Source organism: Azospirillum sp. UFLA03-27 (genome assembly GCF_059803775.1).
This window is the reverse complement of sequence record NZ_JAUQTX010000011.1, coordinates 26,886-51,014: the sequence shown is the minus strand read 5'-3', so window position 1 is coordinate 51,014 and position 24,129 is coordinate 26,886. Positions and strand designations below refer to the sequence as shown.

Genomic DNA, 24,129 nt, shown 5'->3' with positions numbered 1-24,129 from the left:
GTTATAGTCTCGTGGGCTCGGAGATGTGTATAAGAGACAGTCCCACCACTTCACGCATCTGGCGCGCCAGCTCGGCGACGACCTGTCCATCGGCCCGATGCCCGTCGGCGTCCGCACCGTGGAGGAAGTCGTCCGCGAGCTGTTGAAGCCGCTGCTGAAGGAGTGGCTGGACGAGAATCTGCCGACCATCGTCGAACGGCTGGTCCAGCAGGAAATCGACCGGATGATCCGGCGCTCCCAGAAATTCTGAGCGGCGTCACGCCCGCCACGCATTCCGTTTGAATTCGTAAGCGAAAGTTCCTGGTGATGTTGGAAAAGACGTACCGGCCCGCCGAGGTCGAGGAAAAGCACTACCGGCTGTGGGAAGAGACGGGCGCGTTCGCGGCGAAGACCGAGTCGAACGGCAAGCCCTACACCATCATGATGCCGCCGCCGAACGTGACCGGCAGCCTGCACATGGGCCACGCGCTGACCTTCACGCTCCAGGACGTTCTGACCCGCTACAACCGGATGCGCGGGCGCGACGCGCTGTGGCAGCCGGGCACCGACCACGCCGGCATCGCGACCCAGATGGTCGTGGAACGGAACCTTGCCAAGGAAGGCAAGACGCGCCACGACTTCGGCCGCGACGCCTTCATCGACAAGGTGTGGGAGTGGAAGGCCGAATCGGGCGGCACCATCACCCGCCAGCTGCGCCGGCTGGGCGCCTCGCCCGACTGGCCGCGCGAGCGCTTCACCATGGACGAGGGGCTGAGCCGCGCCGTCCGCAAGGTGTTCGTGGAGTTGCATAGGCAGGGGCTGATCTACAAGGACAAGCGGCTGGTCAATTGGGACCCCAAGCTGCACACCGCCATCTCCGACCTCGAGGTCGAGCAGAAGGAGATCAAGGGCAACCTCTGGCACTTCCGCTACCCGATTGAAGGCGAGGCGGACCGCTTCATCGTGGTCGCCACCACGCGTCCCGAGACGATGCTGGGCGACACCGGCGTCGCCGTCCATCCGGAGGATGAGCGCTACAAGGATCTGATCGGCAGGAACGTCGTCCTGCCGCTGGTCGGCCGCCGGATCCCCATCGTCGGCGACGAGTACGCCGATCCGGAGACCGGCTCGGGTGCCGTGAAGATCACCCCGGCTCACGACTTCAACGACTTCGAGGTCGGGCGGCGCAACAACCTCGCGGCCATCAACATCATGGACCGCGACGCCCGCATCACCGGCGACGAGGTTCCCGAGGCCTACCGCGGGCTCGACCGCTACGAGGCGCGCAAGAAGGTCGTGGCCGAGCTGGAGGCGCTGGGCCTCTTGGAGAAGATCGAGCCGCACACCCACATGGTGCCGCACGGCGACCGCTCCGGCGTGGCCATCGAGCCCTGGTTGACCGACCAATGGTACGTCGACGCCGCCACGCTCGCCAAGCCGGCCATCGAGGCGGTGGAGACCGGCAAGACCGTGTTCGTTCCCAAGCAGTGGGAGAACACCTATTTCGAATGGATGCGCAACATCCAGCCCTGGTGCATCAGCCGCCAGATCTGGTGGGGCCATCAGATTCCCGCCTGGTACGGCCCGGACGGCCATTTCTTTGTCGAGGAGACCGAGGAGGCGGCCATCGCCGCGGCCAAGGCCCATTACGGCGAGGACGTGGCGCTGACCCGCGACCAGGACGTTCTGGACACCTGGTTCTCGTCGGCCCTGTGGCCCTTCTCCACGCTGGGCTGGCCGGACGAGACGCCGGAACTGGCGCGCTATTACCCGACCGACGTGCTGGTGACGGGCTTCGACATCATCTTCTTCTGGGTCGCCCGGATGATGATGATGGGCCTGCACTTCATGAAGGACGTGCCCTTCCGGACGGTCTACATCCACGCCCTGGTCCGCGACGAGAAGGGCCAGAAGATGTCGAAGTCCAAGGGCAACGTCATCGACCCGCTGGAACTGATCGACCAGTACGGCACCGACGCCCTGCGCTTCACCCTGACGGCCATGGCCGCCCAGGGCCGCGACATCAAGCTGGCGGTCAGCCGCGTCGAGGGATACCGCAACTTCGCGACGAAGCTGTGGAACGCCGCGCGCTACACCCAGATGAACGGGGTGGCCCCGGTCCCCGGCTTCAAGCCGGTCGGGCTGACCCAGACGGTCAACCGCTGGATCGTCGGCGCCCTGGCGGAGGCGGCGAAGAAGGTCGGCGAGTCCATCGAGGCCTACAAGTTCAACGAGGCCGCCAACACCGCCTACGCCTTCACCTGGGGCACCTTCTGCGACTGGTACCTGGAGTTCACCAAGCCGATCCTGAACGGTTCGGACGAGGCCGCCATCGCCGAGACGCGGGCGACCACCGCCTGGGTTCTGGACGAGATCCTGCACATGCTCCACCCGCTGATGCCTTTCATCACCGAGGAGCTGTGGGAGCAGCTGTCCACCGACCGGGCGAACCGCCTGATCTCCGCCCATTGGCCGGAACATGGCGCGGAACTGATCGACCCGGCCGCCCGTGACGAGATGGATTGGGTGGTGCGGACGATTTCCTCGGTCCGCTCCATGCGGTCGGAGATGAACGTCCCGCCCGCGGCGCAGATCGAACTGAAGCTGAAGGACGCCGGTCCGGAGAGCCTGAAGCGGCTGGACACGCACCGCGACCTGATCCTGCGCATGGGCCGTCTGGCCAGCGTCGAGCCGCTGTCCGGCCCGGTGCCCAAGAGCGCCGTTCAGGCGGTGCTCGACGAGGCCACGCTGATCCTGCCGCTGGAAGGCATCGTCGACCTCGACAAGGAGCGGGCGCGCCTGACCAAGGAGATCGAGAAGCTGTCCGGCGAGATCAAGAAGATCGACGCCAAGCTGTCGAACGAGCAGTTCGTCGCCAAGGCGCCGGAAGAGGTGATCGAGGAGCAGCGCGACCGCCGCGACACCGCGGAGCAGGCCCGCGACAAGCTGCAGAAGGCGCTGGAGATGCTGGCCGCGTAAGGCTGGTCATCCAGATCCCAAAAGCGAGAAAGGGCAGGGGCTTCGGCTCCTGCCCTTTCTCTTTGTCTGAAGAGTGCCTGACAGCTTGGTGCCTCAGATCTTGATGGAGGACACGAAGCGGTCGGCGTCGGCTTCGAGCTGCCGGAGTTCGTCGGCCAGTTGCGCGGCGGAGTAGATCATCTCGATGGCCGACTTGCCGGTCTCCGCGGCGGTGATCGCCATGGTGCTGACGCTCTCGGTCACCTCGTGGGTGTTGTCGTTGGCCCGGCCCACGGCGCCGACGATCTCCTCGGTCTGTTCGAGCTGGTCGCGCACGGCGGCGGACACGTCCTCCGACAGGTGGGCGACCTCCTCAACGGTGGTCCGGATGGCACGGATTGCCTCGACGACGGAGCCGGTGGCCTCCTGGATGGCGCCGACCTGACCGGCGATGTCTTCGGTCGCCTTGGCGGTCTGGTTGGCCAGCACCTTGACCTCCGAGGCGACGACGGCGAAGCCCTTGCCGGCCTCTCCGGCGCGGGCGGCTTCGATGGTGGCGTTCAGGGCCAGCAGGTTCGTCTGCCCGGCGATGTCGTTGATCAGACGGACGATCTCCCCGATCCGCTGCGAGCTGTCAGCCAGCGCCGCCACCGCCGAGTCGCTCTGCCGGGCGTGGTCCACGGCGCGGCGGATGGCTGTGCTGGAGGTGGTCACCCGCCCGCCGATCTCGCCGATGGAGGCGGAGAGGGTGCGCGATACGTTGTTTACGATGCCGACTACCTCGGACGTCTGCTCCGCCTTCTCGGACGTGTCGAGCGCCTGTTCCTTCATCTTCTCCGCGGTGTCGCGCAGGATGTGGGCGCCGTTGCGGATCTGGTCGGCGGCGTGGCTGACCGTGTGCAGCACGCGCCCGAAGGCCGAATCGAAGTCGTGGGCGATGGCGCGCAGCGCAGTTTCCCGTTCCTCTTCCGCCCGCCGTTCGGCCCGGCGGGACTCCTGCTCCAGTTCATGCGTGCGCTGAAGATTCTCCTTGAACACACTGACGGCGCGGGCCATCGCACCGATCTCGTCTCGCCGTCCGGTCTCCGGCACGGTGGCCGTCCGGTCGCCGCCGGCCAGCCGTTCCATCACCCCCTCGATCAGGCGCAGCGGCCGGGTGATGCTGCGGGCGACCAGAAGGCTGATGATCGCGAAGCCGACCAGCAGGACGGAGCCGACCTGGAGCACGTTGGCGATCACCTCGCTGCGTACCCGGTTCTGAGTCTCCACCGCCCCGGCCATGCCGGCGTTGGCCGACTCCAGCAGGGCCTCGAAACGCGGCACCATGGCCTGGAAGGCGTCGTTGAAGGTCTGCACCTCGGCCCGGAAGGCCTTGGTGGCGTCGACGAACCGGCCGAGGTCGGTGCGGTAGGTGCGGGCCTGTTTCTCCAGCCTGGTCTGGGTGGCCGCGTCCAATCCTGAATCGGCGAGGAAGAAGGTGAATTCGTTGAAGGCCTTGCGGTGGCCTGACAGCAGCGATTCGTCGCTGTAGATGATGAAGTCCTTCTCCATCTTCCGCATGGATTCCATGCGGCCGGTCGGCTTGTCGGCGTTCGGCCACTGCTTCAACTCGTCCTCGATGGCGCGGGCGGAGGCGCGCAGGACGCCGCGCAGACCGCTGTCGTCGGACAGACCCAGTTCCTTCGCCCGCGCGACGACCGACGAGAAGCGCTCCTTCAGCGTGCCGATGCCCTGCGACAGATGGCCCAACTCCTCCTGCGGCAGGCGCTCCACGCCGCGTTCCTTGAGATCGTCCAGCAGGCGCGAGGCTTCCTCGGCGTTCTTCGCGAAGGCGTCGGCCGCCGTCTCGTCGCGGTCGGCCACGAAACGAAGCGCCTGGAAGCGCAGACGGCTGGCCCGGCGCTCGATGGCGGCGGTGTGCTCATAGGCGTCGCGGAACTGATCCAGTTCGGCGGTCGCCTCGAACATGCGCTGGGCGCCGACGGTGACCGTCCCACCCAGCAGGCCCAAGGTGACCACGGACGCGGCGACCAGCAGCGCGATTCGCGTGCCGATGGAAATGTTCGACAGCATATGCGGGAAATCCTTGGTTGCACCGCGGACCTTACCCGCCGCCGAAGACGCCGCTGTTACGGATCGATGGCGGATTCGTTACCGTGCCGTCGCCCCCTGGGCATCGGGGATGAACATCCGTATCTAGAAACCACCGAAAATCGAAAGGGGAGGTCGGCTGTTGTCCTTCGTGCTGTCGAAGCTGCTGTGGCTCCTGGTCTCGCCGGGCAATCTGCTCGTGCTGATCCTCACCGCCGGGACGGCGCTGCTGTTCACCCGCCGTCTGGCCCATTGGGGGCGGCGGCTGGTCGTAGCGGTCACCGTCGGCTTCGTCGTCGTCATGGTCACGCCGATCGCCTCGTGGGTCGCGCTGCCGCTGGAGGAGCGCTTTCCCCGCCCCGATCTGCCGGAACGGGTGGACGGCATCATCATGCTGGGCGGGGCGGTGAACCCGCCGATCACCCGCGACCGCGGCGAGCCGTCCGTCAACGACGCGGCGGAGCGTATCCTGGGTTTCGCCGAACTGATCCGCCGCTATCCGCAGGCTCACGCGGTGTTCACCGGCGGCTCGGGACGGCTGGCCGGTCAGGACGCCCTGGAGCTGCGGGAGGACCTCGCGGTCCGTGGTGCGCTTCGGCAGGTCGGGATCGACCCCGACAGCGTGACCTACGAGAACGAGTCCCGCAACACCTGGGAAAACGCCCTGTACAGCCAGCGTCTCGTCCAGCCGAAGCCTGGGGAGACCTGGGTCCTCGTGACCTCGGCCATGCACATGCCGCGGTCGGTCGGCATCTTCCGGCAGGTCGGCTGGGAGGTGATTCCCTATCCGGTCGATTACCGCACGCGCTTCGGCGGACGGCCCTTCGTCCGCTTCGAATTCGACAAGCAGATCGACGCGCTCCAGGACCCGGTCCGCGAATGGATCGGCCTCGTCGCCTACCGCCTGATGGGGCGGACCGATGCGCTGTTTCCAGGGCCGGCCCATGACCGCACTGCAGCACAGGCGGGCTCCTGAGGGGTGTTGCGCGGTTGGCGCGGCGAGGTAACTCGGCTAGAGTGGCGCCACCAGATTTAGCGGGGTGGGACCATGCGACGCGCGCATATGCTGAGGGGGGCAGTCGTGCTCGCAGGAGCGCTGACGCTCGCCGCCTGTGCGTCCGCGCCGCCCGCGCCATCCTCGTCCGGACTGCCGCGCAGCGGCGTCTACAAAGTCGGCAAGCCCTATCAGGTCAACGGCGTCTGGTATTATCCCGCCGAGGATTACTCCTACAGCGAGACCGGGATCGCCTCCTGGTACGGTCCGGGATTCCACCAAAAGGTCACCGCTAACGGCGAGGTTTACGACCAAAATGAGCTGACGGCCGCGCACAAGACCTTGCCCATGCCAAGCCTCGTGCGCGTCACCAATCTCGACAACGGCCGGTCGTTGGTTGTTCGCATCAACGACCGCGGCCCCTACGCCAACGGGCGAATCATCGACATGTCGCGGCGCGGCGCGCAATTGCTGGGGTTCGAAGGCACGGGCACGGCCAAGGTGCGCGTGCAGATTCTGGCCGAGGAAAGCCGCGCGGTCGCCGCCGCGGCCCGCCAGGGCACGCCGGCGCCGATGCTGGCGGAACTGGACGGCCCGCCGCCGAAAGCCGCCCCGCGCGGTTCGGTGGAGGTCGGCGGCGTCGCCCGTCCGACTCCCGCCGCGGTCACCCGCGCCCCGGTGCCGCCGCCCACGACGGTGGCCGGCGACATGGTCGACGGTCGCTTCGTTCCGGCCCCGGTGGTCGCCGAGCTTCCGATGAAGCCCTATGAGCAGATCTACGTCCAGGTCGGCGCCTTCGGCAGCCAGGACAACGTCACCCGCGTGCGCGCCCGTCTGGCCTCGCTCGGCCAGCAGGCGCAGGTCACCCAGACGGTCGCCGGACGGCAGCGTCTGCAGCGGGTGCGGGTGGGCCCTCTGACCAGCGTGGACTCCGCCGACGCCGTTTTGAACCAGATCCTCCAAGCCGGCCTTACCGACGCCAAAATCGTGGTTGATTGATCACCCGCGAGCCCAGTCCAAGCTTGGCCCGGCACCGGGCCTCGTTCCGTTTCACGTCTTGTCCAGTCCGCGTTTCGAAGGGAGTTGTCATGGTCGCTGTCGTCCGCACCCGCGTTGCCCGCACCCGTTTCGCCATGGGCCTTGCGGTCGCGCTGTTCGCGGCGGGGGTGGGGCCGGTGGCTCACGCCGCCAGCATCGAAACCATCGCCAAGCAGGCGATCCTGGTCGATATCACCTCGAACACCGTGCTGTTCGAGAAGAGCCCGGATCAGCGCATGGCGCCGTCCTCAATGAGCAAGATCATGACGATGTACATGGTCTTCGACGCGATCAAGGAAGGCCGGCTGACGCTGGACAGCACGCTGCCGGTGTCGGAGCGCGCGTGGCGGATGCAGGGCTCCAAGATGTTCGTGGAGCTGCACAACAACATCAAGGTCGACGACCTCATCAAGGGCGTGATCGTGCAGTCGGGCAACGACGCCTGCATCGTCTTCGCCGAAGGTCTCGCCGGCTCCGAATCGGCCTTTGCCGAGCGCATGAACAAGCGCGCCCGTGATTTGGGGCTGAAGGACACCAACCTGACCAACGCGACGGGCTGGCCCGACCCGAATCACTACATGACCGCCCGCGATCTCGCGATCCTGGCCGAGCATCTGATCAAGGACTTCCCGGAATACTACCACTATTACTCGATCCGGGAGTTCAAGTACCACGGCATCAACCAGGGCAACCGCAACCCGCTGCTCTACCGCGGCATGGACGTGGACGGCATGAAGACCGGCCACACCGAGGCCGGCGGCTATGGCCTGACCGCCTCGGCGGAGCGGGAAGGGCGCCGCCTCGTCCTGGTGGTCAACGGGCTGCCGAGCATGCAGGCCCGCGCCGACGAATCGGCCCGGCTGATCGAGTGGGGCTTCCGCGAATTCGCCACCTACGCCCTGTTCAAGGCGGGCGAGACGGTCGATCAGGTGCCGCTCTGGCTGGGCGCGCAGGACACCGTTCCGGTCACCGTGCCGGAGGACATGAAGGTCACCATGGCCCGCGCCGACCGCAGCGGCATGAAGGTGTCGCTGGTCAGCAACGCCCCGGTCGCCGCGCCGGTGAAGAAGGGCGACGTGGTCGGCAAGGTGGTCGTCTCCGCGCCGGGCTTCCCGGGCAAGGAGTTCCCGGTGGTCGCCGCCCAGGACGTGGAGAAGCTGGGCTTCGTGGGCCGCGCCCTGGCGGCGGCGAAGTTCCTCATTTTCGGGGCGAGCTGATTGGTGTAAGCCGGCCCGTCACCGCCGGATTTCGGAACGCGGCGGGCCTCATCACCATCGGGAGCAGACCATGACGCGCGGGCGGTTCATCACGCTGGAGGGCGGCGAGGGGGCGGGCAAGACCACCCAGATCCGCCTGCTCGCCGACGCGCTGATCGGTTTGGGGAAGCGGGTGGTGCTGACCCGCGAGCCCGGCGGCTCGCCGGGCGCCGAGGAGATCCGCGGCCTTCTGGTGTCCGGCGAGACCGGCCGCTGGGGTCCGGTGACCGAGGCGCTGCTGCACACCGCCGCCCGCCGCGACCATCTGGAGCGGACCGTCTGGCCGGCGCTGGAGGCCGGGCACTGGGTCATCTGCGACCGCTTCTTCGACAGCACCATGGCCTATCAGGGCTACGGGCTGGGGCTGGGGCGCGATCTGGTCGCCACGCTCCAGGCCACCGCCCTGGGCGATTTCCGGCCCGACCTGACCTTGATCCTCGATCTGCCGGTGGAGGACGGGCTGGCCCGGGCCGCCGCCCGGCGCGGCGGGGAGGACCGCTACGAGCGCATGGACGTCGCCTTCCACCACCGCCTGCGCGACGGCTTCCTCGACATCGCCGCGCGGGAGCCGGAGCGTTGCGTGGTCGTCGACGCCGGACACCCCGTGGAAACGGTGCAGGCGACCATTCTGGACACGGTGACCCGTCGCTTGGGAGCCTCCTGAGGTGAGCCGCGCCCGCGCGCCAGAACCGGTCCCGGAGGAGGATGCCCTCGCTCCGCGCCGCAACCCCGCGCTGACCGGCCATGACGACGCCGAGCGCCTGCTGCTCGACGCCTGGAACTCCGGGCGCCTGCCGCACGCCTGGTTGATCGGCGGTCCGCCGGGTATCGGCAAGGCGACGCTGGCCTTCCGCTTCGCCCGCTTCGTCCTGTCCCAGGGGCTCGAGCCGCCGGACGCCGGCCTGTTCGGCGCGCCGCCGCCGCCGGCCTCGCTGGCGCTGTCCCCGGACGCCCCGGTCTTCCGGCGCGTGGCCTCGGGCGGGCACGCCGACCTGCTGACCGTGGAGCGCCAGCGCGACGAGAAGCGCGACCGGCTGAAGCGCGACATCGCCGTGGACGACGTGCGCAAGATCGGCCCCTTCCTGCGCAAGACCGCCGCCGAGGGTGGTTGGCGCGTGGCCGTGATCGACGGCGCGGACCGCATGAACCTCAGTGGTTTGAACGCCATTCTTAAGATTCTTGAGGAGCCGCCAACCGGCGCTTTGTTGCTGCTGGTCAGCGACAACCCCGGCGGCATGCTGCCCACCATCCGCTCCCGCTGCCGCAAGCTCACGCTTCAACCGCTTCCTGAAGAAACAGTCCTCAACCTGTTGTCCCAACATCGCCCGGACCTTGGCGACGACGACCGGGCGGCGCTCGCCCGGCTGGCGGAGGGCAGCATCGGCCGGGCCATCGGGCTGGCCGAGGCCGGTGGGCTCGACCTCTACCGGGAACTGATCGGGCTGCTCGGCACCCTGCCGCGGCTGGACATCGCCGCCGCCCACGCCTTCGGCGATAAGCTGACCCGCAAGCAGGACGACGGACTCTACGAGACGGCCACCGACCTGCTCGTCTGGTGGCTGGCCCGCTTCGTCCGGTCGCTGGCCCGCGGCGCCTGGCCGGCAGAGGTGGTGGCTGGGGAGGCCGCCCTGATGACCCGCCTGGCCAACGCCCGCGGCCTTGAACGTTGGGTGGAGGTGTGGGAAAAGGTCCAACGCCACTTCGCCCGTGCGGAATCCGCCAATCTCGACCGCAAGCAGGTGGTCCTGAACGCCTTGGCGACGCTGGAAGCGGCTGCTACTTAACACGGACGACACAACACGCCCATCCGGGCCGGCAACGCGCCGGGCCGGCGCATTCTCGGGAGAGCCTCTGCCATGACCGGGTCGAAGACCTTCTACCTGACGACTCCGATCTATTACGTGAACGACGTGCCGCACATCGGGCACGCGTACACCACGCTCGCCTGCGACGTGCTGGCCCGCTTCATGCGGCTGGACGGCTATGACGTGAAGTTCCTCACCGGCACCGACGAGCACGGCCAGAAGGTGGAGAAATCCGCCATGAACGCCGGGATCGCGCCGCAGGAGTTCACCGACCGCGTGTCGAAGAATTTCCGCGACCTCGTCTCGCTGATGAACTTCTCCAACGACGACTTCATCCGCACCACCGAGCGGCGGCACATCGCGTCGGTGCAGGAGCTGTGGCGCCGCCTGGAATCGGCCGGCGAGATTTATCTCGGCAGCTACGCCGGCTGGTACTCGGTGCGCGACGAGGCCTTTTACGGCGAGGACGAGCTGACCACGTCGCCGTCGGGCAAGAAGATCGCCCCGACCGGCGCCGAGTGCGAGTGGGTGGAGGAGCCCTCCTACTTCTTCCGCCTCTCAGCCTGGCAGGACCGCCTGCTGGAGTTCTACGAGCAGAACCCGGACTTCATCGCTCCCGCCGGCAAGCGCAACGAGGTGATGGCCTTCGTGAAGTCCGGGCTGAAGGACCTGTCGGTCAGCCGCACCACCTTCAAGTGGGGCATCCCGGTGCCCGGCAATCCCGACCACATCATGTATGTCTGGCTGGACGCCCTGGCCAACTACATCACCGCGGTCGGCTTCCCGGACGAGGGCGGCGAGTACGCCAAATACTGGCCGGCCAACCTGCACATGGTCGGCAAGGACATCCTGCGCTTCCACGCCGTCTATTGGCCGGCTTTCCTGATGGCCGCCAAGCTGGCCCCGCCGAAGCGCGTCTTCGCCCATGGCTGGTGGACCATCGAAGGCCAGAAGATGTCCAAGTCGCTGGGCAACGTCATCGCGCCGGAGACACTGGTCAACACCTACGGCCTGGACCAGACCCGTTACTTCCTGCTGCGCGAGGTGCCCTTCGGCAACGACGGCGACTTCTCGCACAAGCAGATGGTGCAGCGGATCAACGGCAACCTCGCCAACGATTACGGGAACCTCGTGCAGCGCTCGCTGTCGATGATCGGCAAGAACTGCGGGGCCGCCGTGCCGCAGCCGGGCGCCTTCACCGAGGCCGACGAGGCCCTGCTCGGCGCCGCCCGCAACCTGCTGCCGATCGTCCGGGCGGAGATCCAGGCGCAGGCCTTCCATAAGGCGCTGGACGCCATCTGGGCGGTGATCGGCGACGGCAACCGCTATGTGGACGAACAGGCGCCCTGGGCGCTGAAGAAGACCGATCCGGCGCGCATGGCCACAGTGCTGTACGTGCTGGCCGAGACCATCCGCCACCTCGCCATCCTGACCCAGCCGATCATGCCGGAAGCCTCGGCGAAGATCCTTGACCAGCTGGCGCAAGGGCCGGAGGCCCGCGGGTTCGACCGGCTGGGGGCGGGTGGGGCGCTGGTCGCCGGCACTCCGTTGCCCACGCCGCAGGGCGTGTTCCCGCGTTATGTGGACGAAGCGAAGAGCTGACGAACGATGCTGGTCGATAGCCACTGCCATCTCGACTTCCCCGATTTCGCCGAGGAGCTGGACGCGGTCATCGACCGCGCCCGGCAGGCGGGGGTGGGGCGGATGGTGACCATCTGCACCTACCTGTCGCGCTTCGACCGCATCCTGGCGGTCGCCGAACGGTACGACGACGTCCTGTGCTCACTCGGCGTCCATCCGCACCAAGCCGCGGAGGAGATCGCCGGGGTGAGCGTGGAGCGCCTCGTCGAACTGTCCACCCACCCGAAGGTGATCGGGCTGGGCGAGACCGGGCTCGACTACTTCTACGACAAGAGCCCGCGCGACGTTCAGCAGGAGTGCTTCCGCCGGCACATCCGGGCCAGCCTTCAGACCGGCCTGCCGCTGATCGTGCACACCCGCGACGCCGACGACGACACCATGCGGATCATCCGCGAGGAAGCCGCCGGCCAGCCGGTGAACGGCCTGCTGCATTGCTTCAGCTCCGGGCGGCAACTCGCTGAAGAGGCTCTGGATTTCGGCTTTTACATCTCCCTGTCCGGCATCGTCACCTTCAAGAAGTCGGAGGACCTCCGCGCCATCGTGAAGGACGTTCCGCTGGACCGGATTCTTGTGGAGACGGACGCGCCCTATCTGGCGCCGGTGCCCTTCCGCGGCAAGCGCAACGAACCGGCCTACGTCGCCCACACCGCGGCCTGCGTCGCCGAGGTCAAGGGCGTGGCCGCGGCTGAAATGGCCCGGATATCCACCGAGAACTTCTTCCGCCTGTTCCCCCGCGCCGGTACGGGCCAGCAGGCCGCCGCATGACCGGCCAGCGGGTCACGATCCTCGGCTGCGGCGGGTCGCGGGGCGTTCCCGTAATCGGTCTCGGCTGGGGTTCCTGTGACCCGGGGAACCCCAGGAACCAGCGGATGCGCCCGTCCATTCTGGTGGAGTGGGAGCAGGAGAGGGCCGGGCAGGGCGGTGACGTCAGCGTCCTGGTCGATACCTCGCCGGATCTGCGCCAGCAGCTTCTCAACGCCGATGTGCGGCGGCTCGACGCCGTGCTGTGGACGCACCAGCACGCCGACCATTCCCATGGCATCGACGAACTCAGGGAACTGTGCCGCGCCATGCACGCGCCCATCGACGCCTTTGGCAGCGCCGATGATTTGGCCGAGTTGGAGCGGCGTTTTGGTTACTGCTTCGAGCCTCTGCGCCCCGGCGATCCCTTTTACCGACCGGTGTTGAGGCCTCGCGCCGTGGAAGGCCCGTTCGAGGTGCGCGGTCGCCGGATCGTGCCCTTCGAGCAGGATCACGGCTATCTGAAGACCCTTGGCTATCGCTTTGATAAATTTGCCTATTCGACCGACGTTGTGAAATTGGATGAAGATGCCTTCACGGCGTTGGAGGGCATCGAGGTGTGGGTGGTCGACTGCGCACGGATCGAGCCGCCACATCCGGTTCACGCCCATCTCGCCCTGACGCTGGAATGGATCGCGCGGGTGCGCCCCAAGCGGGCCTACCTGACGCACATGGACCAGACCATGGATTACGACACGCTCCGCCGGCTGCTTCCCGTCGGTGTCGAGCCCGCCTATGACGGGCTCGTAATTGAGCTTTAGGATTTACTTGATGACGGCATGGGGCAGGGCGACGGTCAGTCGTCCGGCATGATGAGACCCAGCCGCCCGGCGATGAAACGGTCCGCGGCCGCCTTGGCCGCCTGATCCGCCGTCTGGGGATTCAGCTTGAACTTTTCTCTGTAAAGCTTTGATGTCGCAGTGATGGCTGCCGGCAGAGTGTTCACCGCTGCGCGGTATTCCTTCTCCGGCCAGACGTCGAAATCGCTCCAGGATCGAAAAGCGGCCACGGCCCGGCCGCGCTGCTCGGCCATCTTCTTGGCTTCGGCGGACATGGGCGCTTCGAGAAGCGTGCTGGGCACCAGCGACGCTTGAAGATCGTCCACCTCGAACTGGCGTTCATAGCCATGGCGGATGCTGCCGCGTTCCACCAGGGCCGGCTCGATGGCCGGGTCCATGTGGGTGGAGACGGCCTTCCATTCCGGCAAATCGAACAAGGAGGACGGCGGGTTGCACAGGCCGGGCGTCTCGTCGCGCGCGTTGCCCCAGAAGGCGCCGAAGGCTTCGAAGGCCGGCTGCCCATGTTTGGTGAACAGGAAGCAGGGTGCGTCCATTTCTGTGGTCGACAGGACGTGGCGCAGGAACAGCAGCGACGTGCTCAGCGGAGCGCTCGGAACATCACCGAGATTCGCCATCTCTTCATGAAGATAAGGGTCTTTTGGGAGACCTTGGTTCAAGATCTCGCCCACCAGTCGGCGCACCGTGGCGTCCTTGTCGGGCGCCGCCACCGCGCCACTCTGGTGGAGATAGACCAGCCATGCCTTCGCCGGCGCACCGCTGTAGCGCTGGAGCGCCGCGGCAGCGGCCTTGGCGTCCTTTGGAATGCCGGCGACAATCGCGGCCAGTTTCTTCTGCGCCGCTGAATTCTGAGCGGCGAGGTCGGCGGTGCGTTTCTCGTACAGGGCTCGACAGGCCGGGATGGTGGACTTGTCAGCGCAAGCGGCGTCACGTTCGGTCAGGAACGCTTTCTGCGCACGCTCGATGGCATCCCGGTCATCGGTGGATGTGTTCCCCAAGGTGTCGCGCAGCAGCGTCGCCATATCCTCGGCGACGACCTTCAAGTCGGCGCTGGCGCAGATGGTGCGTTCAGCGCGGCCGGATGGTTTGGCACAATCGGGTGCCGTCTGGGCCACGGCGGCGAGCGGAAGCAGACAGAGCGACAACGCGGGGCCGAAAAGCCACGAGAAACGAGGCATAAGGCGCAGCCTTCATCGATGGAATTGGACGCAGAAACGAGCCGCGACGATAATCCATCGACCGGAAGGCCGGAAGGGACGGATTGGTGCCCTGCTCGCTTCCTTGTGATCCTATTTTCCATAATACAGATTATATGATCGCTCTTTCCCTGGGAGTGACAGCTCCTCCACCCTTGGCAATGCCCAAAATGCGCATTACATAAACCCCAGTTTATAGCCAACGGTCGGAATTCGGTGAAGGACTCCCACACGCCGACGACATGGCGGCACCGATGCGCCAAGGCGCTGCTTGCCGCCGCCGTTGGGGTTGCTGCGACCGCTTGGGCGTCCGATGGCGGCGCGGCGTCCGATGGCTCCGCGGACAGCGAGCCCGTCTCCGCGCAGCCGTCTTCCGTACATGACGTTCCGCCCGTTCCCGCCGTGCCCGATCTGTCGGCGCTGCGGACCGCCTTGGCGGAGTTTCATTGCGCCGAACTCGATGTCGCCATCGGCAAGGACCAGAGGGTGGCGATCTCCGGCTTGACCGCGGGCGATACCGATCCGGACAGCCTCGCGTTGCTCGCCCAGGATCTCCTCACCGGTCAACGGGCCGCCGTCGACGTCGAGCGCGCATCCCCTGCCCTGTGCGAGCCTCTGACCCTGATCGGACCGCTGCGGTCCGCCAACGCCGGTTCGGCGACACCCTTGTCGATCCGTTTCAAGGAGGCCGCCGGAACGCCGTTCAAGGGCGGCCAAGACCTGATGTTCGACGTCGTAACCCCTGATTTTCCAACGCATCTGCAAGTGGATTATTTCACGTCGGACGGCGACGTGATCCATCTGCTGCCCAATCCCTTGGAGATCAGCGGCCGTGTGGAGCCCGGTGCGATTCGCCGGCTGGGTGAGCGCGGCGCCGGCGGACGATTCTGGAGCATCGGGCCGCCATACGGTCATGAGTTGATCGTCGTGATCGCCAGCCCCGCACCGCTGTTCCCGTCTCCTCGCCCTGAAGCCGAAACGGCGGCATCCTATCTTCCCGCATTGAAGCAGGCGCTGGACTCCGCCGCTCCGACCACCGTGGCCACGGCGCGTTTCCTGAAAACCAAGGCGCCCTGACAGGCTTGGCTATGCACCCTGTATTCAGGCCGGGAGAAGGACGAAGCGGGCGAGAATGAGGGTGATGTTGTCCGGCCCGCCCGCTCCGTTTGCGAAATCGATCAGCTTGGCGCAGGCATCCTCGGGAGCGGGAGGCGGCTGTTGGGTGAGAATCCGCTGGATCAGCCCTTCCGGCACGATTCCGGTCAGCCCATCCGAACAGAGAAGGTAGAGATCATCAGGCTGCAGATCGTGGATGGCGATATCGGGCTCCACCTGCTCCCCGGTGCCAAGCGCGCGGACAATGATGTTGCGCTGGGGAGCCTGCCCGCGGCGCCCGTTGTCGAGCCACACCTGGTAAAGGCTGTGATCGCGCGTCAGCAGACGAAACTCACCGCCGCGCAAACGATACAACCGGCTGTCTCCGGCGTGGAACACCACCACCCGACCGGTTCCCGGAATGCGCCAGAGCCCCACCAGCGTGGTGCCCATGCCGCGCCCTTCGGCGAAACCGCGCTGGCGGTTCAGGGCGTTGATGCGGCGGTTGGCAGCCACCACCGCGGAACGGACCGTCAATGCGGCGGCGTCGGCCGTCCTGTCCTCCTCCGACAAGGATGGTGTCCGGCCGTCATGTCTGCGGTCGTAGGACGCAACGACCGCAGCCACCACCTCCACCGCGGTGCGGCTGGCGATGTCGCCGCCAGCGTGCCCGCCCATGCCATCGCAGATCACCGCCAAGCCAAGCGCCGGGTCGAGGTGGAACGAGTCCTCGTTGCGCGACCGGACACGGCCAACATCCGTTTGTCCAGCGGCGATCATGTCGATCAGAGCGGAATGCATCACGCGAACGGCTCCAGCGCGTTACAGCCGAACCAGCTTCCTGGAAACAGCCTTCGGCAACGCGAAAAACCGCCTCGGCTTTGCATACGATAATGGCGGAGAGGTTGCGAATTGAACAGCGGGAAAGGACGCGTGAAAACGCCTCAGACGCTGGCGTCCAAGAGTGTGCCCCGCTGCTTGCCGCCGTAGCCGGTTCCGTTCGTTCGTGCCTGGACAGCCGCCGTCTGCGGATCGATCGCCTGCCCCGACTGGGTGGCGTTGCGCGTTTCCCGTGTCTGGTCCAGCTTGCCGACCGCCTGGGTCGCCTGGACCGTCTGGGTGCGAACAGTGGAGGTGGTCTGTTGCGCCGCCTGAACCGCCGGAGACATAGCCATCTGCATCGCCGGTGTGATCGGCGGCTGAGGCTTTGCCATCGGAGGCATATTGAGCGGGTTTAACTGCATGTTAAAAACATGCGCCTGCGCACCCACCGATTCAAGATCCGAATCGACGCAGTGACCGATTAAAAAGCGAAGGCTGCAAGTTCCCTCGCCTTTCTGCTAACCAGTGAATGCGCCGGATCAGATCGCCGGCTGCTGCTGGGTAATGCAGTGGATGCCGCCGCCGCCGCGCACAATGTCCAGCGCCGGAACCTGCACCACCTCGCGGTCCGGGAAGGCCCGGCGCACGATGCGGAAAGCCTCGTCGTCCGCCGAATCCTCGAAAGCCGGCATGACGATGCCGCCGTTGGCGATGTAGAGATTCGTGTAGGACAAGGTCAGCCGCACGCCGCTCTCGTCGCGCCGCGCCGGCTGGCGGACCGGGATGACCTCCAGTTCCCGCCCCTGGGCGTCGCGGGCGCGCTTCAACCGGTCCAGGTTGTCCTGGAACGCCTTGAAATTGGCGTCACCGGGATCGTCGGTGGTGATCGCCATGACGACGCCGGGCTTCACGAACAGGGCAATCTCGTCGATGTGACCGTCCGTCTCGTCGTCCTGATAGCCCTCGCCCAGCCAGATCACGCTGGAGATGCCGAGATGCTCCTTGAGAAGCGCCTCGATCTCCGCCTTGCCGAGATTCGGGTTGCGGTTGGGATTCAGAAGGCACTGCTCGGTTGTCAGCAGCGTCCCCTCCCCGTCCACATGGAAGGAGCCGCCCTCCATGACCAAGGGCGCTTCGAAGCGCCGCAGACCGAGATGGTCGAGCATCAGGCGCCCGACCTGCTGGTCCTTGGCGCTGTCCGGATAGTTGCCGCCCCAGGCGTTGAAACGCCAATGGACGCCGGCCACCTGCCCTTTCCCATCGGTGACGAAGCTGGGTCCGGTGTCACGAATCCAGGAATCGCTGATCGGCAAGGGTAGGATTTCGACGCCCGGCCCGCAGGCCAGGGAGGCGTCGGCGACGTCGGCGGGATCACAGACCATGGTCACCGGCTCGAACCGGCTGATGGCGCGGGCGACGTCGGTGTAGGCGGCAGCGGCGGCGTCGAAGGCCCCCTCGGGCCACGTCTCGGGCCGGCACGGCCACGCCATCCAGCAGCGGGTGTGCCGTTCCCATTCGCCCGGCATGGTGAAGCCTTCCGCCGCCGGTGTCGTCATCTTTGAATCTCCTGCCAAATCCCTGAATGGCCCGGCTCTTGTGCGTGGCCGGAGCGGGTCGTCACGGCGTTACCCGTGACCCACGGTCACCCTAACCACGGAGCGGAGGATTTGGCAACGGCCACCAAAGGGGCCACCGGAATGCCCGGAAGGGCGGCGCGCTCGACCGCTCAGCGGCGGGAGGGCGGACGATCCGAATAACGGCGCTTGGGCGCCGAAAAAGGCATCGAAAAACCAAGACGAAGCATTGGGAACCATAAGAGCGCGCGCACGATACGACCTCATTCGCTGTTGCAGATGCCATTACAATAGCAAATGCAACGGCGAACGGCCACCCCCACCGGCTGCGGCCTAACGGCATAGCCCCTATGAGGCGACACGGGAGGGAGTCAGCCCCCCTGCACCGCCATTTGCTCGTCCCGCTTCCTCTGCCTTTCCTGCCGCGCCATGACCAGGCTGGCGATGAAAATCCCGGTGGCGACCACCACCATCATCAGAGTCGCCAGCGCATTGATCTGCGGGCTGATGCCGAACTTCACGCTGGAGAAGATGACCATCGGCAGGGTGGTGGAGCCCGGCCCCGACACGAAGCTGGCGACCACCACATCGTCGAGCGACAGGGTGAAGGCGAGCAGCCAGCCCGACACGATGGCCGGGGCGATGATCGGCAGCGTGATAACGAAGAACACCTTGGCCGGGCGGGCGCCGAGGTCCATCGCCGCCTCCTCCAGGCTCTCGTCCAGGCTGACGAGGCGCGACTGGATGATCACCGCCACATAGGCCATGGTGAAGGTGGTGTGGGCGATGGTGATCGTCGTCATGCCGCGGCCGTCCGGCCAGCCGATGGCCTGCTCCAGCGCCACGAACAGCAGCAGAAGCGACAGGCCGGTGATGACCTCCGGCATGACCAGCGGCGCGGTGATCATGCCGCCGAACAGCGTCCGCCCGCGGAACCGCCCGAAGCGGGCCAGCGCCAGACCCGCGACGGTGCCGAGCACCACCGATGCGGTGGCCGACATCGCCGCCACCTTGAGCGACAGCCAGGCCGCCCCGAGAAGCTGGTCGTTCTGCAGAAGCTCCGTATACCATTTGGTGGAGAAGCCGCCCCACACCGTGACCAGCCGCGACTCGTTGAAGGAGTAGAAGATCAGCAGCGCGATCGGTACGTAGAGGAAGGCGTAGCCAAACCACAGCGCCCAGGCCAGTTTTCCCATCTGCTTCATCGCCCGGCCTCCGTCTGGCGCCCCTGGACATGCTGGAAGACCATGATCGGCACCACCAGGAACAGCAGGAGCGCGATGGCCACCGCCGAGGCGACGGGCCAGTCGCGGTTGGCGAAGAACTCGTTCCACAGCACGCGGCCGATCATCAGCGTGTCCGGACCACCCAGCAGTTCCGGAGTCACGAACTCGCCGACCGAGGGGATGAAGACCAGAAGCGACCCGGCGATGATGCCCGGCAGAGACAGCGGCAGCGTCACCGTCAGGAACGCCTTCCAGGGCCGGCAGCCGAGGTCCGCCGCCGCCTCCAGCAGCGTCGGGTCGAGCTTCTCCAGCGTCGCGTAGAGCGGCAGCACCATGAAGGGCAGATAGCAGTAGGTCATGCCGATGTAGACGGCCCAGTCCGAGTAGAGCAGCTCGAACGGCTCCGTCGTCAGACCGGTCCATTGCAGCAGGTTGTCCACCACCCCGTTGGCCTTCAGGATGCCGATCCAGGCGTAGATCCGGATCAGGAAGCTGGTCCAGAAGGGCAGGATGACCAGCATCATCAGCGGCCCGCGCTTGGACGGCTCCGCCCGGGCGATGGCGTATGCCATGGGATAGCCCAGCAGCAGGCAACAGACGGTGGTGACCAGCGCGATCTTCACCGAGTTAAGATAGGCCAGGATGTAGAGGTCGTCCCCGCCCAGCCGCAGATAGTTGGACAGGTTCAGCAGGATCTGGAGCTTGGTCGTGCCCGCGTCCTCGTCCACCAGCCAGTCGATCAGCGGCGCGTAGGGCGGCTGCGCCAGCATCGCCTCCGACAGGCTGATGCCGAACACGATCAGGAAGGGCACCAGGAAGAACAGCAGAAGCCACAGGTAGGGGATGGCGACCACCACCCCCCGCCCCCACAGGCCGATCCGGCGCAGAAGATCGATCATTGCGTCAGCACCACCCCGGCGAAGGGACGCCAGCTCAGATGCACCTCGTCGTCCCAGGTGACGGGCATCTCGGTGCGCCGCACCACGTTGGGCGCCGTGACACGCACCGTCTTGCCCGTCTTCAGCTCGACCAGATAGATCGACACGTCGCCGAGATAGGCGATTTCGCGCACGATCCCGCTGGTGACGTTGCGCCCGTCGGAGTTGGCCGGCGGCTCCTTGCTCAGTGCGATCTTCTCCGGGCGGACGGCGACGCCCACCGTGGCGCCGGCGGGGACCGCCACCGCGTGGTTGATGTAGAGGTCGCAGCCGGCGTCCTCGGAGCGGATCAGCACATGGTCGGCCTGATCCTCCACCACCCTGCCCTCGAACATGTTCACCGAGCCGATGAACTCGGCGACGAAGCGGGATTGCGGGTATTCGTAGATCTCGGTCGGCGTGCCGGTCTGGGCGATGACGCCGTGATTCATGACGGCGATCCGCGAGGACATGGTCATCGCCTCCTCCTGGTCGTGGGTGACCACGATGAAGGTGACGCCCAGCTTCTCCTGGATGTTGACCAGCTCGAACTGGGTCCGCTCGCGCAGCCGCTTGTCCAGCGCGCCCAGCGGTTCGTCGAGCAGAAGCAGCTTGGGCCGCTTGACCAGCGAGCGGGCCAGCGCCACGCGCTGCCGCTGGCCGCCGGACAGTTGGTGCGGCTTGCGCTTGACGAACTGGCCGAGTTGGACGAGGTCGAGGATGGCCCCCACCCGCTCCTTGATCTCGGCCTTGGCGACGCCGTCCTGCTTCAGGCCGAAGGCGACATTCTGCTCCACCGACATGTGCGGGAACAGGGCGTAGGACTGGAACATCATGTTGACCGGCCGCTCGTAGGGCGGGATGCCGGCCATGTCGACGCCGTCGATGAAAATCTTGCCCTCGGTCGGCGTCTCGAACCCGGCCAGCATGCGCAGCAGGGTCGTCTTGCCCGACCCGGAGCCGCCCAGCAGGGCGAAGAACTCACCCCGGTAGATCGACAGGCTGACCTCGTCCACGGCGACGAAATCGCCGAAGGTCTTGGTCACCTTCTCGATTCGCACATAGGGCTTCTGTCCCGGGTCCTGCCAGGGTTCCAGGCGCGTGGGCTTGCGGATCGGCTGGACGGCCATGCGGCTCCTCTCGGCGTCCTCTTCTCATGGGAACGCCCCGGCCGTTCCCGATGGGAAACGACCAGGGCGCGTGTCGTGCGTGCCGGTTCGCGGCGCGCTTACTTGCCGGTCTTGACCTTGGTCCAGACGCGGGTGCGGGCGCGGTCGGTGGTCTGCTTGATCGACTTCAGGGCGAACAGCTTGAGGTTGCTGTTCTCCGGCAGGAAAACGGCCGGGTTGGTCTTCACGCCCTCGTCAACCGAGGCCAGCGAGGCCGGGACGGCGTTGGCGTAGCTGACCGTGTTGGACACCGCCGCGATGTTCGCCGGGTCCAGGATGAAGTTGATGTAGGCGTGCGCGCCCTCCTTGTTCGGCGCATCCGCCGGGATGGCCAGCGTGTCCCACCACACCTGCACGCCTTCCTTCGGCGTGATGTATTCGACCTTCACGCCGTTCTTGGCTTCCTCGGCGCGGGCCGCACCCTGGATGGCGTCGCCATTGTAGGCCATGACGACGCAGGCGTCGCCGCCCGCCAGGATGTTGATGTTCTGGCCGGTGACGAACTGCTTGATGTAGGGGCGGACCGCCAACAGCGTCTTCTCGACCTTGTCCAGATCCTCCTTCTTCTCGGAGTTCGGATCGAGGCCGAGGTAGTTCAGCACCGACGGGATCACGTCGATGGCCGAATCCATCACGGTGATGCCGCAGGCCGCGACCTTCTTCGCCACCTCCGGCTTGAAGATCAGGTCCCAGCTGTCGAGCGGGACGTCGGGGGCGACGGCCTTGATCTTCTCCGGGATGATGGCGATGCCGACCGTGCCGCCCAGATAGGGCACAGCGAACTTGTTGCCAGGGTCCGAGTTCTCGAGGAGCTTGAGAACCTTCGGATCGACATTCTTCAGGTTCGGGATCTTCGCCTTGTCGAGCGGCGCCACGACCTTCGCCTGGATCATGCGCGACAGGGTCGGCTCGGCGGTCGGGACGATCACGTCGTAGCCCGACTTGCCGACCAGCACCTTCTGCTCCAGCAGTTCCAGGCTGTCGTAGAGGTCCACCTTGGTGTCGTAGCCGGTGGCCTTGGTGAAGTCCGCCAGCGTCGATTCGCCCAGATAGTCGTTCCAGATGTAGATGTTGACCGGCTTCTTGGCCTGGGCCAGCGCCGGGCCGGCGATGGCGATCGCCGCGACGGCGCCGATGACGCTGAGAGCGAAACGTTTCATGCAGAAAGCCCCCGAATTCTGGATCGTTCGTCAGTTCGTGACTGGTCGACTTTTTTCCATTCGACGTGGGAGGCGGCGTGCGTTGCACGGCGTCCCCGGCGCGAGCGCTATTGCACCCACGGGGGGGTTGGTTGTCAACGATTTGCGGGTGGTTTTGCGGGTTTTGCGGAACGCAAACGCCCCCTTCCGGGGCAGCGGCGGAAGGGGGCGGAAAAATGCTCAAACGTTCAGCAGAAGATTCTCGCGCTCCCAGGAGCTGATCACGCGGTGATAGGCCTCGTACTCGGCCTCCTTCACGCAGGTCACCGCGTCCAGGAACTTCTCGCCCAGCACCTCCTTCAGCGGCTTGCAGGCGTTGAACTTCTGAAGCGCGTCACCCTGGTGGCGCGGCAGGGTGAAGGCGAGCCGGTAGGCGGAGCCCTTCACCGGGTCGGTCGGCTCCAGCCCCTGGGCCATGCCGAGATAGCCGCACGCCAGCGACGCGGCGATGGCGAGGTACGGATTCGCGTCGGCGCCGGCCACCCGGTTTTCCACGCGGCGCGAATCGGCCGGCGAGACGGGAACGCGCAGGCCGGTGGTGCGGTTGTCGCGGCCCCAATGCACGTTGATCGGCGCGTCGGAGTTCGGCACCAGCCGCCGGTAGGAGTTCACGTTCGGCGCCAGCAGCGGCATCGCGTAGGGCAGATACTTCTGGAGCCCGGCGATGTGGGACATGAACAGCGGCGTGTCCGCCCCGTTGGCGTCGGAGAACAGGTTGCGCCCGGTGTCCGCATCGACCACCGACTGGTGGATGTGCATGGCGCTGCCCGGCTCGTTCTGCATCGGCTTGGCCATGAAGGTGGCGTAGACCTGATGGCGCAACGCCGCCTCGCGCGCCGTCCGCTTGAACAGGAAGGCCTGGTCGGCCAGTTCCAGCGCGTCACCGTGGTTGAAGTTGATCTCGATCTGCGCCGCCCCGGCCTCGTGGGTCAGGGTGTCGATGTCGATGTCCTGCGCCTCGCAGAAATCGTAGACCATCTCGAAGATCGGATCGAACTCGTTCACCGCGTCGATGCCGAAGGCCTGCCGCCCGCTCTCCACCCGCCCGTTGCGCCCGACCGGCGGCACCAGCGGATAGTCGGGGTCCTTGTTGACCTGGACGAGGAAGAACTCCAGCTCCGGCGCCACCATCGGCTTCCAGCCGCGCTCCTCGTAGAGCGACAGCACCCGCTTCAGGACATGGCGGGGCGAGAAGTTCACCGGGCTGCCGTCGGCGTAGACGCAGTCGGTGATGACCTGGGCGGTCGGCTCCTCGTACCAGGGGACGAAGCGGATCGTCCGCTCGTCCGGGATCATGTAGATGTCGGAATTCTCATCCGAGGTCACCGAGTCGTCCTCCGGATACTCCCCGGTCACGGTCTGGACGAAGATCGCCTCGGGCAGCCGCAGACCGCGGTCGCGCAGGATGCGCAGGAACTTCTCGGCGGGCACGATCTTGCCGCGCGCGATGCCCGACATGTCGGGCACGAGGCATTCCACTTCGGTGATGCGGTTCTTCTTGATGAAGTCTTCCATGAAACCCATGAACGTATGGACCGCACCGGACGGTGGGCAGCCCCTCCCTGCTGTGA

At 66.4% G+C, this 24,129-nt stretch carries 20 protein-coding genes and 1 pseudogene; 11 read left to right on the top strand and 10 right to left on the bottom strand.

Features of this window, described 5'->3' with window-relative positions:
• Positions 1–25 precede the first annotated feature (25 nt).
• Positions 26–250, top strand: coding sequence for a DUF2497 domain-containing protein (locus Q4I23_RS03280; protein WP_498525301.1), 225 nt, complete (start codon positions 26–28; stop codon positions 248–250).
• A 56-nt stretch (positions 251–306) separates the two neighbouring features.
• On the top strand, positions 307–2,958 hold the full coding sequence (locus Q4I23_RS03275; protein ID WP_498525300.1) for a valine--tRNA ligase: 2,652 nt from the start codon (positions 307–309) through the stop codon (positions 2,956–2,958).
• Between the two features lie 93 nt (positions 2,959–3,051).
• Here Q4I23_RS03275 and Q4I23_RS03270 read toward each other — a convergent pair.
• Positions 3,052–4,101, bottom strand: a pseudogene (locus Q4I23_RS03270) (methyl-accepting chemotaxis protein); the annotation flags it as partial.
• Positions 4,102–5,179: 1,078 nt separating this feature from the next.
• On the opposite strand from Q4I23_RS03270, the gene Q4I23_RS03265 reads away from it, so the two are divergent.
• From Q4I23_RS03265 to Q4I23_RS03230, 8 genes are all read left to right on the top strand, one after another.
• Positions 5,180–6,004: a YdcF family protein gene (locus tag Q4I23_RS03265; protein WP_498525304.1), complete on the top strand. Its 825-nt coding sequence runs from the start codon at positions 5,180–5,182 to the stop codon at positions 6,002–6,004.
• Positions 6,005–6,109: 105 nt separating this feature from the next.
• Complete coding sequence (locus tag Q4I23_RS03260) at positions 6,110–7,021, top strand: septal ring lytic transglycosylase RlpA family protein (RefSeq protein WP_498525299.1); 912 nt, start codon at positions 6,110–6,112, stop codon at positions 7,019–7,021.
• Positions 7,022–7,110: 89 nt separating this feature from the next.
• Positions 7,111–8,277: a D-alanyl-D-alanine carboxypeptidase family protein gene (locus Q4I23_RS03255; RefSeq protein ID WP_454018387.1), complete on the top strand. Its 1,167-nt coding sequence runs from the start codon at positions 7,111–7,113 to the stop codon at positions 8,275–8,277.
• 70 nt (positions 8,278–8,347) lie between these two features.
• Positions 8,348–8,980: a dTMP kinase gene (gene tmk, locus Q4I23_RS03250; RefSeq protein ID WP_454018388.1), complete on the top strand. Its 633-nt coding sequence runs from the start codon at positions 8,348–8,350 to the stop codon at positions 8,978–8,980.
• A gap of 1 nt (position 8,981) precedes the next feature.
• Positions 8,982–10,100, top strand: a complete 1,119-nt coding sequence (locus Q4I23_RS03245; RefSeq protein WP_498525298.1) for a DNA polymerase III subunit delta' — start codon at positions 8,982–8,984, stop codon at positions 10,098–10,100.
• Positions 10,101–10,172: 72 nt separating this feature from the next.
• Complete coding sequence (gene metG, locus Q4I23_RS03240; RefSeq protein WP_498525297.1) at positions 10,173–11,723, top strand: methionine--tRNA ligase; 1,551 nt, start codon at positions 10,173–10,175, stop codon at positions 11,721–11,723.
• 6 nt (positions 11,724–11,729) lie between these two features.
• A complete protein-coding gene (locus tag Q4I23_RS03235) occupies positions 11,730–12,527 on the top strand; it encodes a TatD family hydrolase (RefSeq protein ID WP_498525296.1) in 798 nt (265 codons plus the stop codon).
• The gene (locus Q4I23_RS03230) at positions 12,524–13,324 is read left to right on the top strand and encodes an MBL fold metallo-hydrolase (protein WP_498525295.1); all 801 of its coding nucleotides are present in this window, start codon (positions 12,524–12,526) and stop codon (positions 13,322–13,324) included. Before Q4I23_RS03235 ends, Q4I23_RS03230 begins: the two co-directional genes overlap by 4 nt.
• Before the next feature lie 35 nt (positions 13,325–13,359).
• On the opposite strand, the gene Q4I23_RS03225 is transcribed toward Q4I23_RS03230, so the two are convergent.
• Positions 13,360–14,538: a lysozyme inhibitor LprI family protein gene (locus Q4I23_RS03225; protein WP_498525294.1), complete on the bottom strand. Its 1,179-nt coding sequence runs from the start codon at positions 14,536–14,538 to the stop codon at positions 13,360–13,362.
• A gap of 234 nt (positions 14,539–14,772) precedes the next feature.
• On the opposite strand from Q4I23_RS03225, the gene Q4I23_RS03220 reads away from it, so the two are divergent.
• Positions 14,773–15,633 (top strand): DUF4384 domain-containing protein, encoded by an 861-nt coding sequence (locus Q4I23_RS03220; RefSeq protein WP_498525293.1) that lies wholly within the window; start codon positions 14,773–14,775, stop codon positions 15,631–15,633.
• Positions 15,634–15,657: 24 nt separating this feature from the next.
• Here the strand turns inward: Q4I23_RS03220 and Q4I23_RS03215 are convergent, their stop codons facing one another.
• From Q4I23_RS03215 to Q4I23_RS03180, 8 genes are all read right to left on the bottom strand, one after another.
• Positions 15,658–16,452, bottom strand: a complete 795-nt coding sequence (locus Q4I23_RS03215; RefSeq protein ID WP_498525303.1) for a PP2C family protein-serine/threonine phosphatase — start codon at positions 16,450–16,452, stop codon at positions 15,658–15,660.
• Positions 16,453–16,595: 143 nt separating this feature from the next.
• On the bottom strand, positions 16,596–16,826 hold the full coding sequence (locus Q4I23_RS03210; protein WP_498525292.1) for a hypothetical protein: 231 nt from the start codon (positions 16,824–16,826) through the stop codon (positions 16,596–16,598).
• A 186-nt stretch (positions 16,827–17,012) separates the two neighbouring features.
• Positions 17,013–18,029 carry an agmatine deiminase family protein gene (locus Q4I23_RS03205; RefSeq protein WP_498525291.1) on the bottom strand — a complete coding sequence of 339 codons (1,017 nt, stop codon included), beginning with the start codon at positions 18,027–18,029 and terminating at the stop codon, positions 17,013–17,015.
• A 389-nt stretch (positions 18,030–18,418) separates the two neighbouring features.
• Entirely contained in the window at positions 18,419–19,252 is an 834-nt protein-coding gene (locus Q4I23_RS03200; protein WP_454018396.1) for an ABC transporter permease subunit, read from the bottom strand.
• Complete coding sequence (locus tag Q4I23_RS03195) at positions 19,249–20,172, bottom strand: ABC transporter permease subunit (protein WP_035673867.1); 924 nt, start codon at positions 20,170–20,172, stop codon at positions 19,249–19,251. The genes Q4I23_RS03200 and Q4I23_RS03195 overlap by 4 nt, the downstream gene beginning before the upstream one ends.
• Complete coding sequence (locus tag Q4I23_RS03190; protein ID WP_498525290.1) at positions 20,169–21,320, bottom strand: ABC transporter ATP-binding protein; 1,152 nt, start codon at positions 21,318–21,320, stop codon at positions 20,169–20,171. Before Q4I23_RS03190 ends, Q4I23_RS03195 begins: the two co-directional genes overlap by 4 nt.
• 98 nt (positions 21,321–21,418) lie before the next feature.
• A complete protein-coding gene (locus Q4I23_RS03185; protein WP_349597134.1) occupies positions 21,419–22,519 on the bottom strand; it encodes an extracellular solute-binding protein in 1,101 nt (366 codons plus the stop codon).
• Positions 22,520–22,738: 219 nt separating this feature from the next.
• On the bottom strand, positions 22,739–24,082 hold the full coding sequence (locus tag Q4I23_RS03180; protein WP_237903554.1) for a glutamine synthetase family protein: 1,344 nt from the start codon (positions 24,080–24,082) through the stop codon (positions 22,739–22,741).
• Positions 24,083–24,129 lie beyond the last annotated feature (47 nt).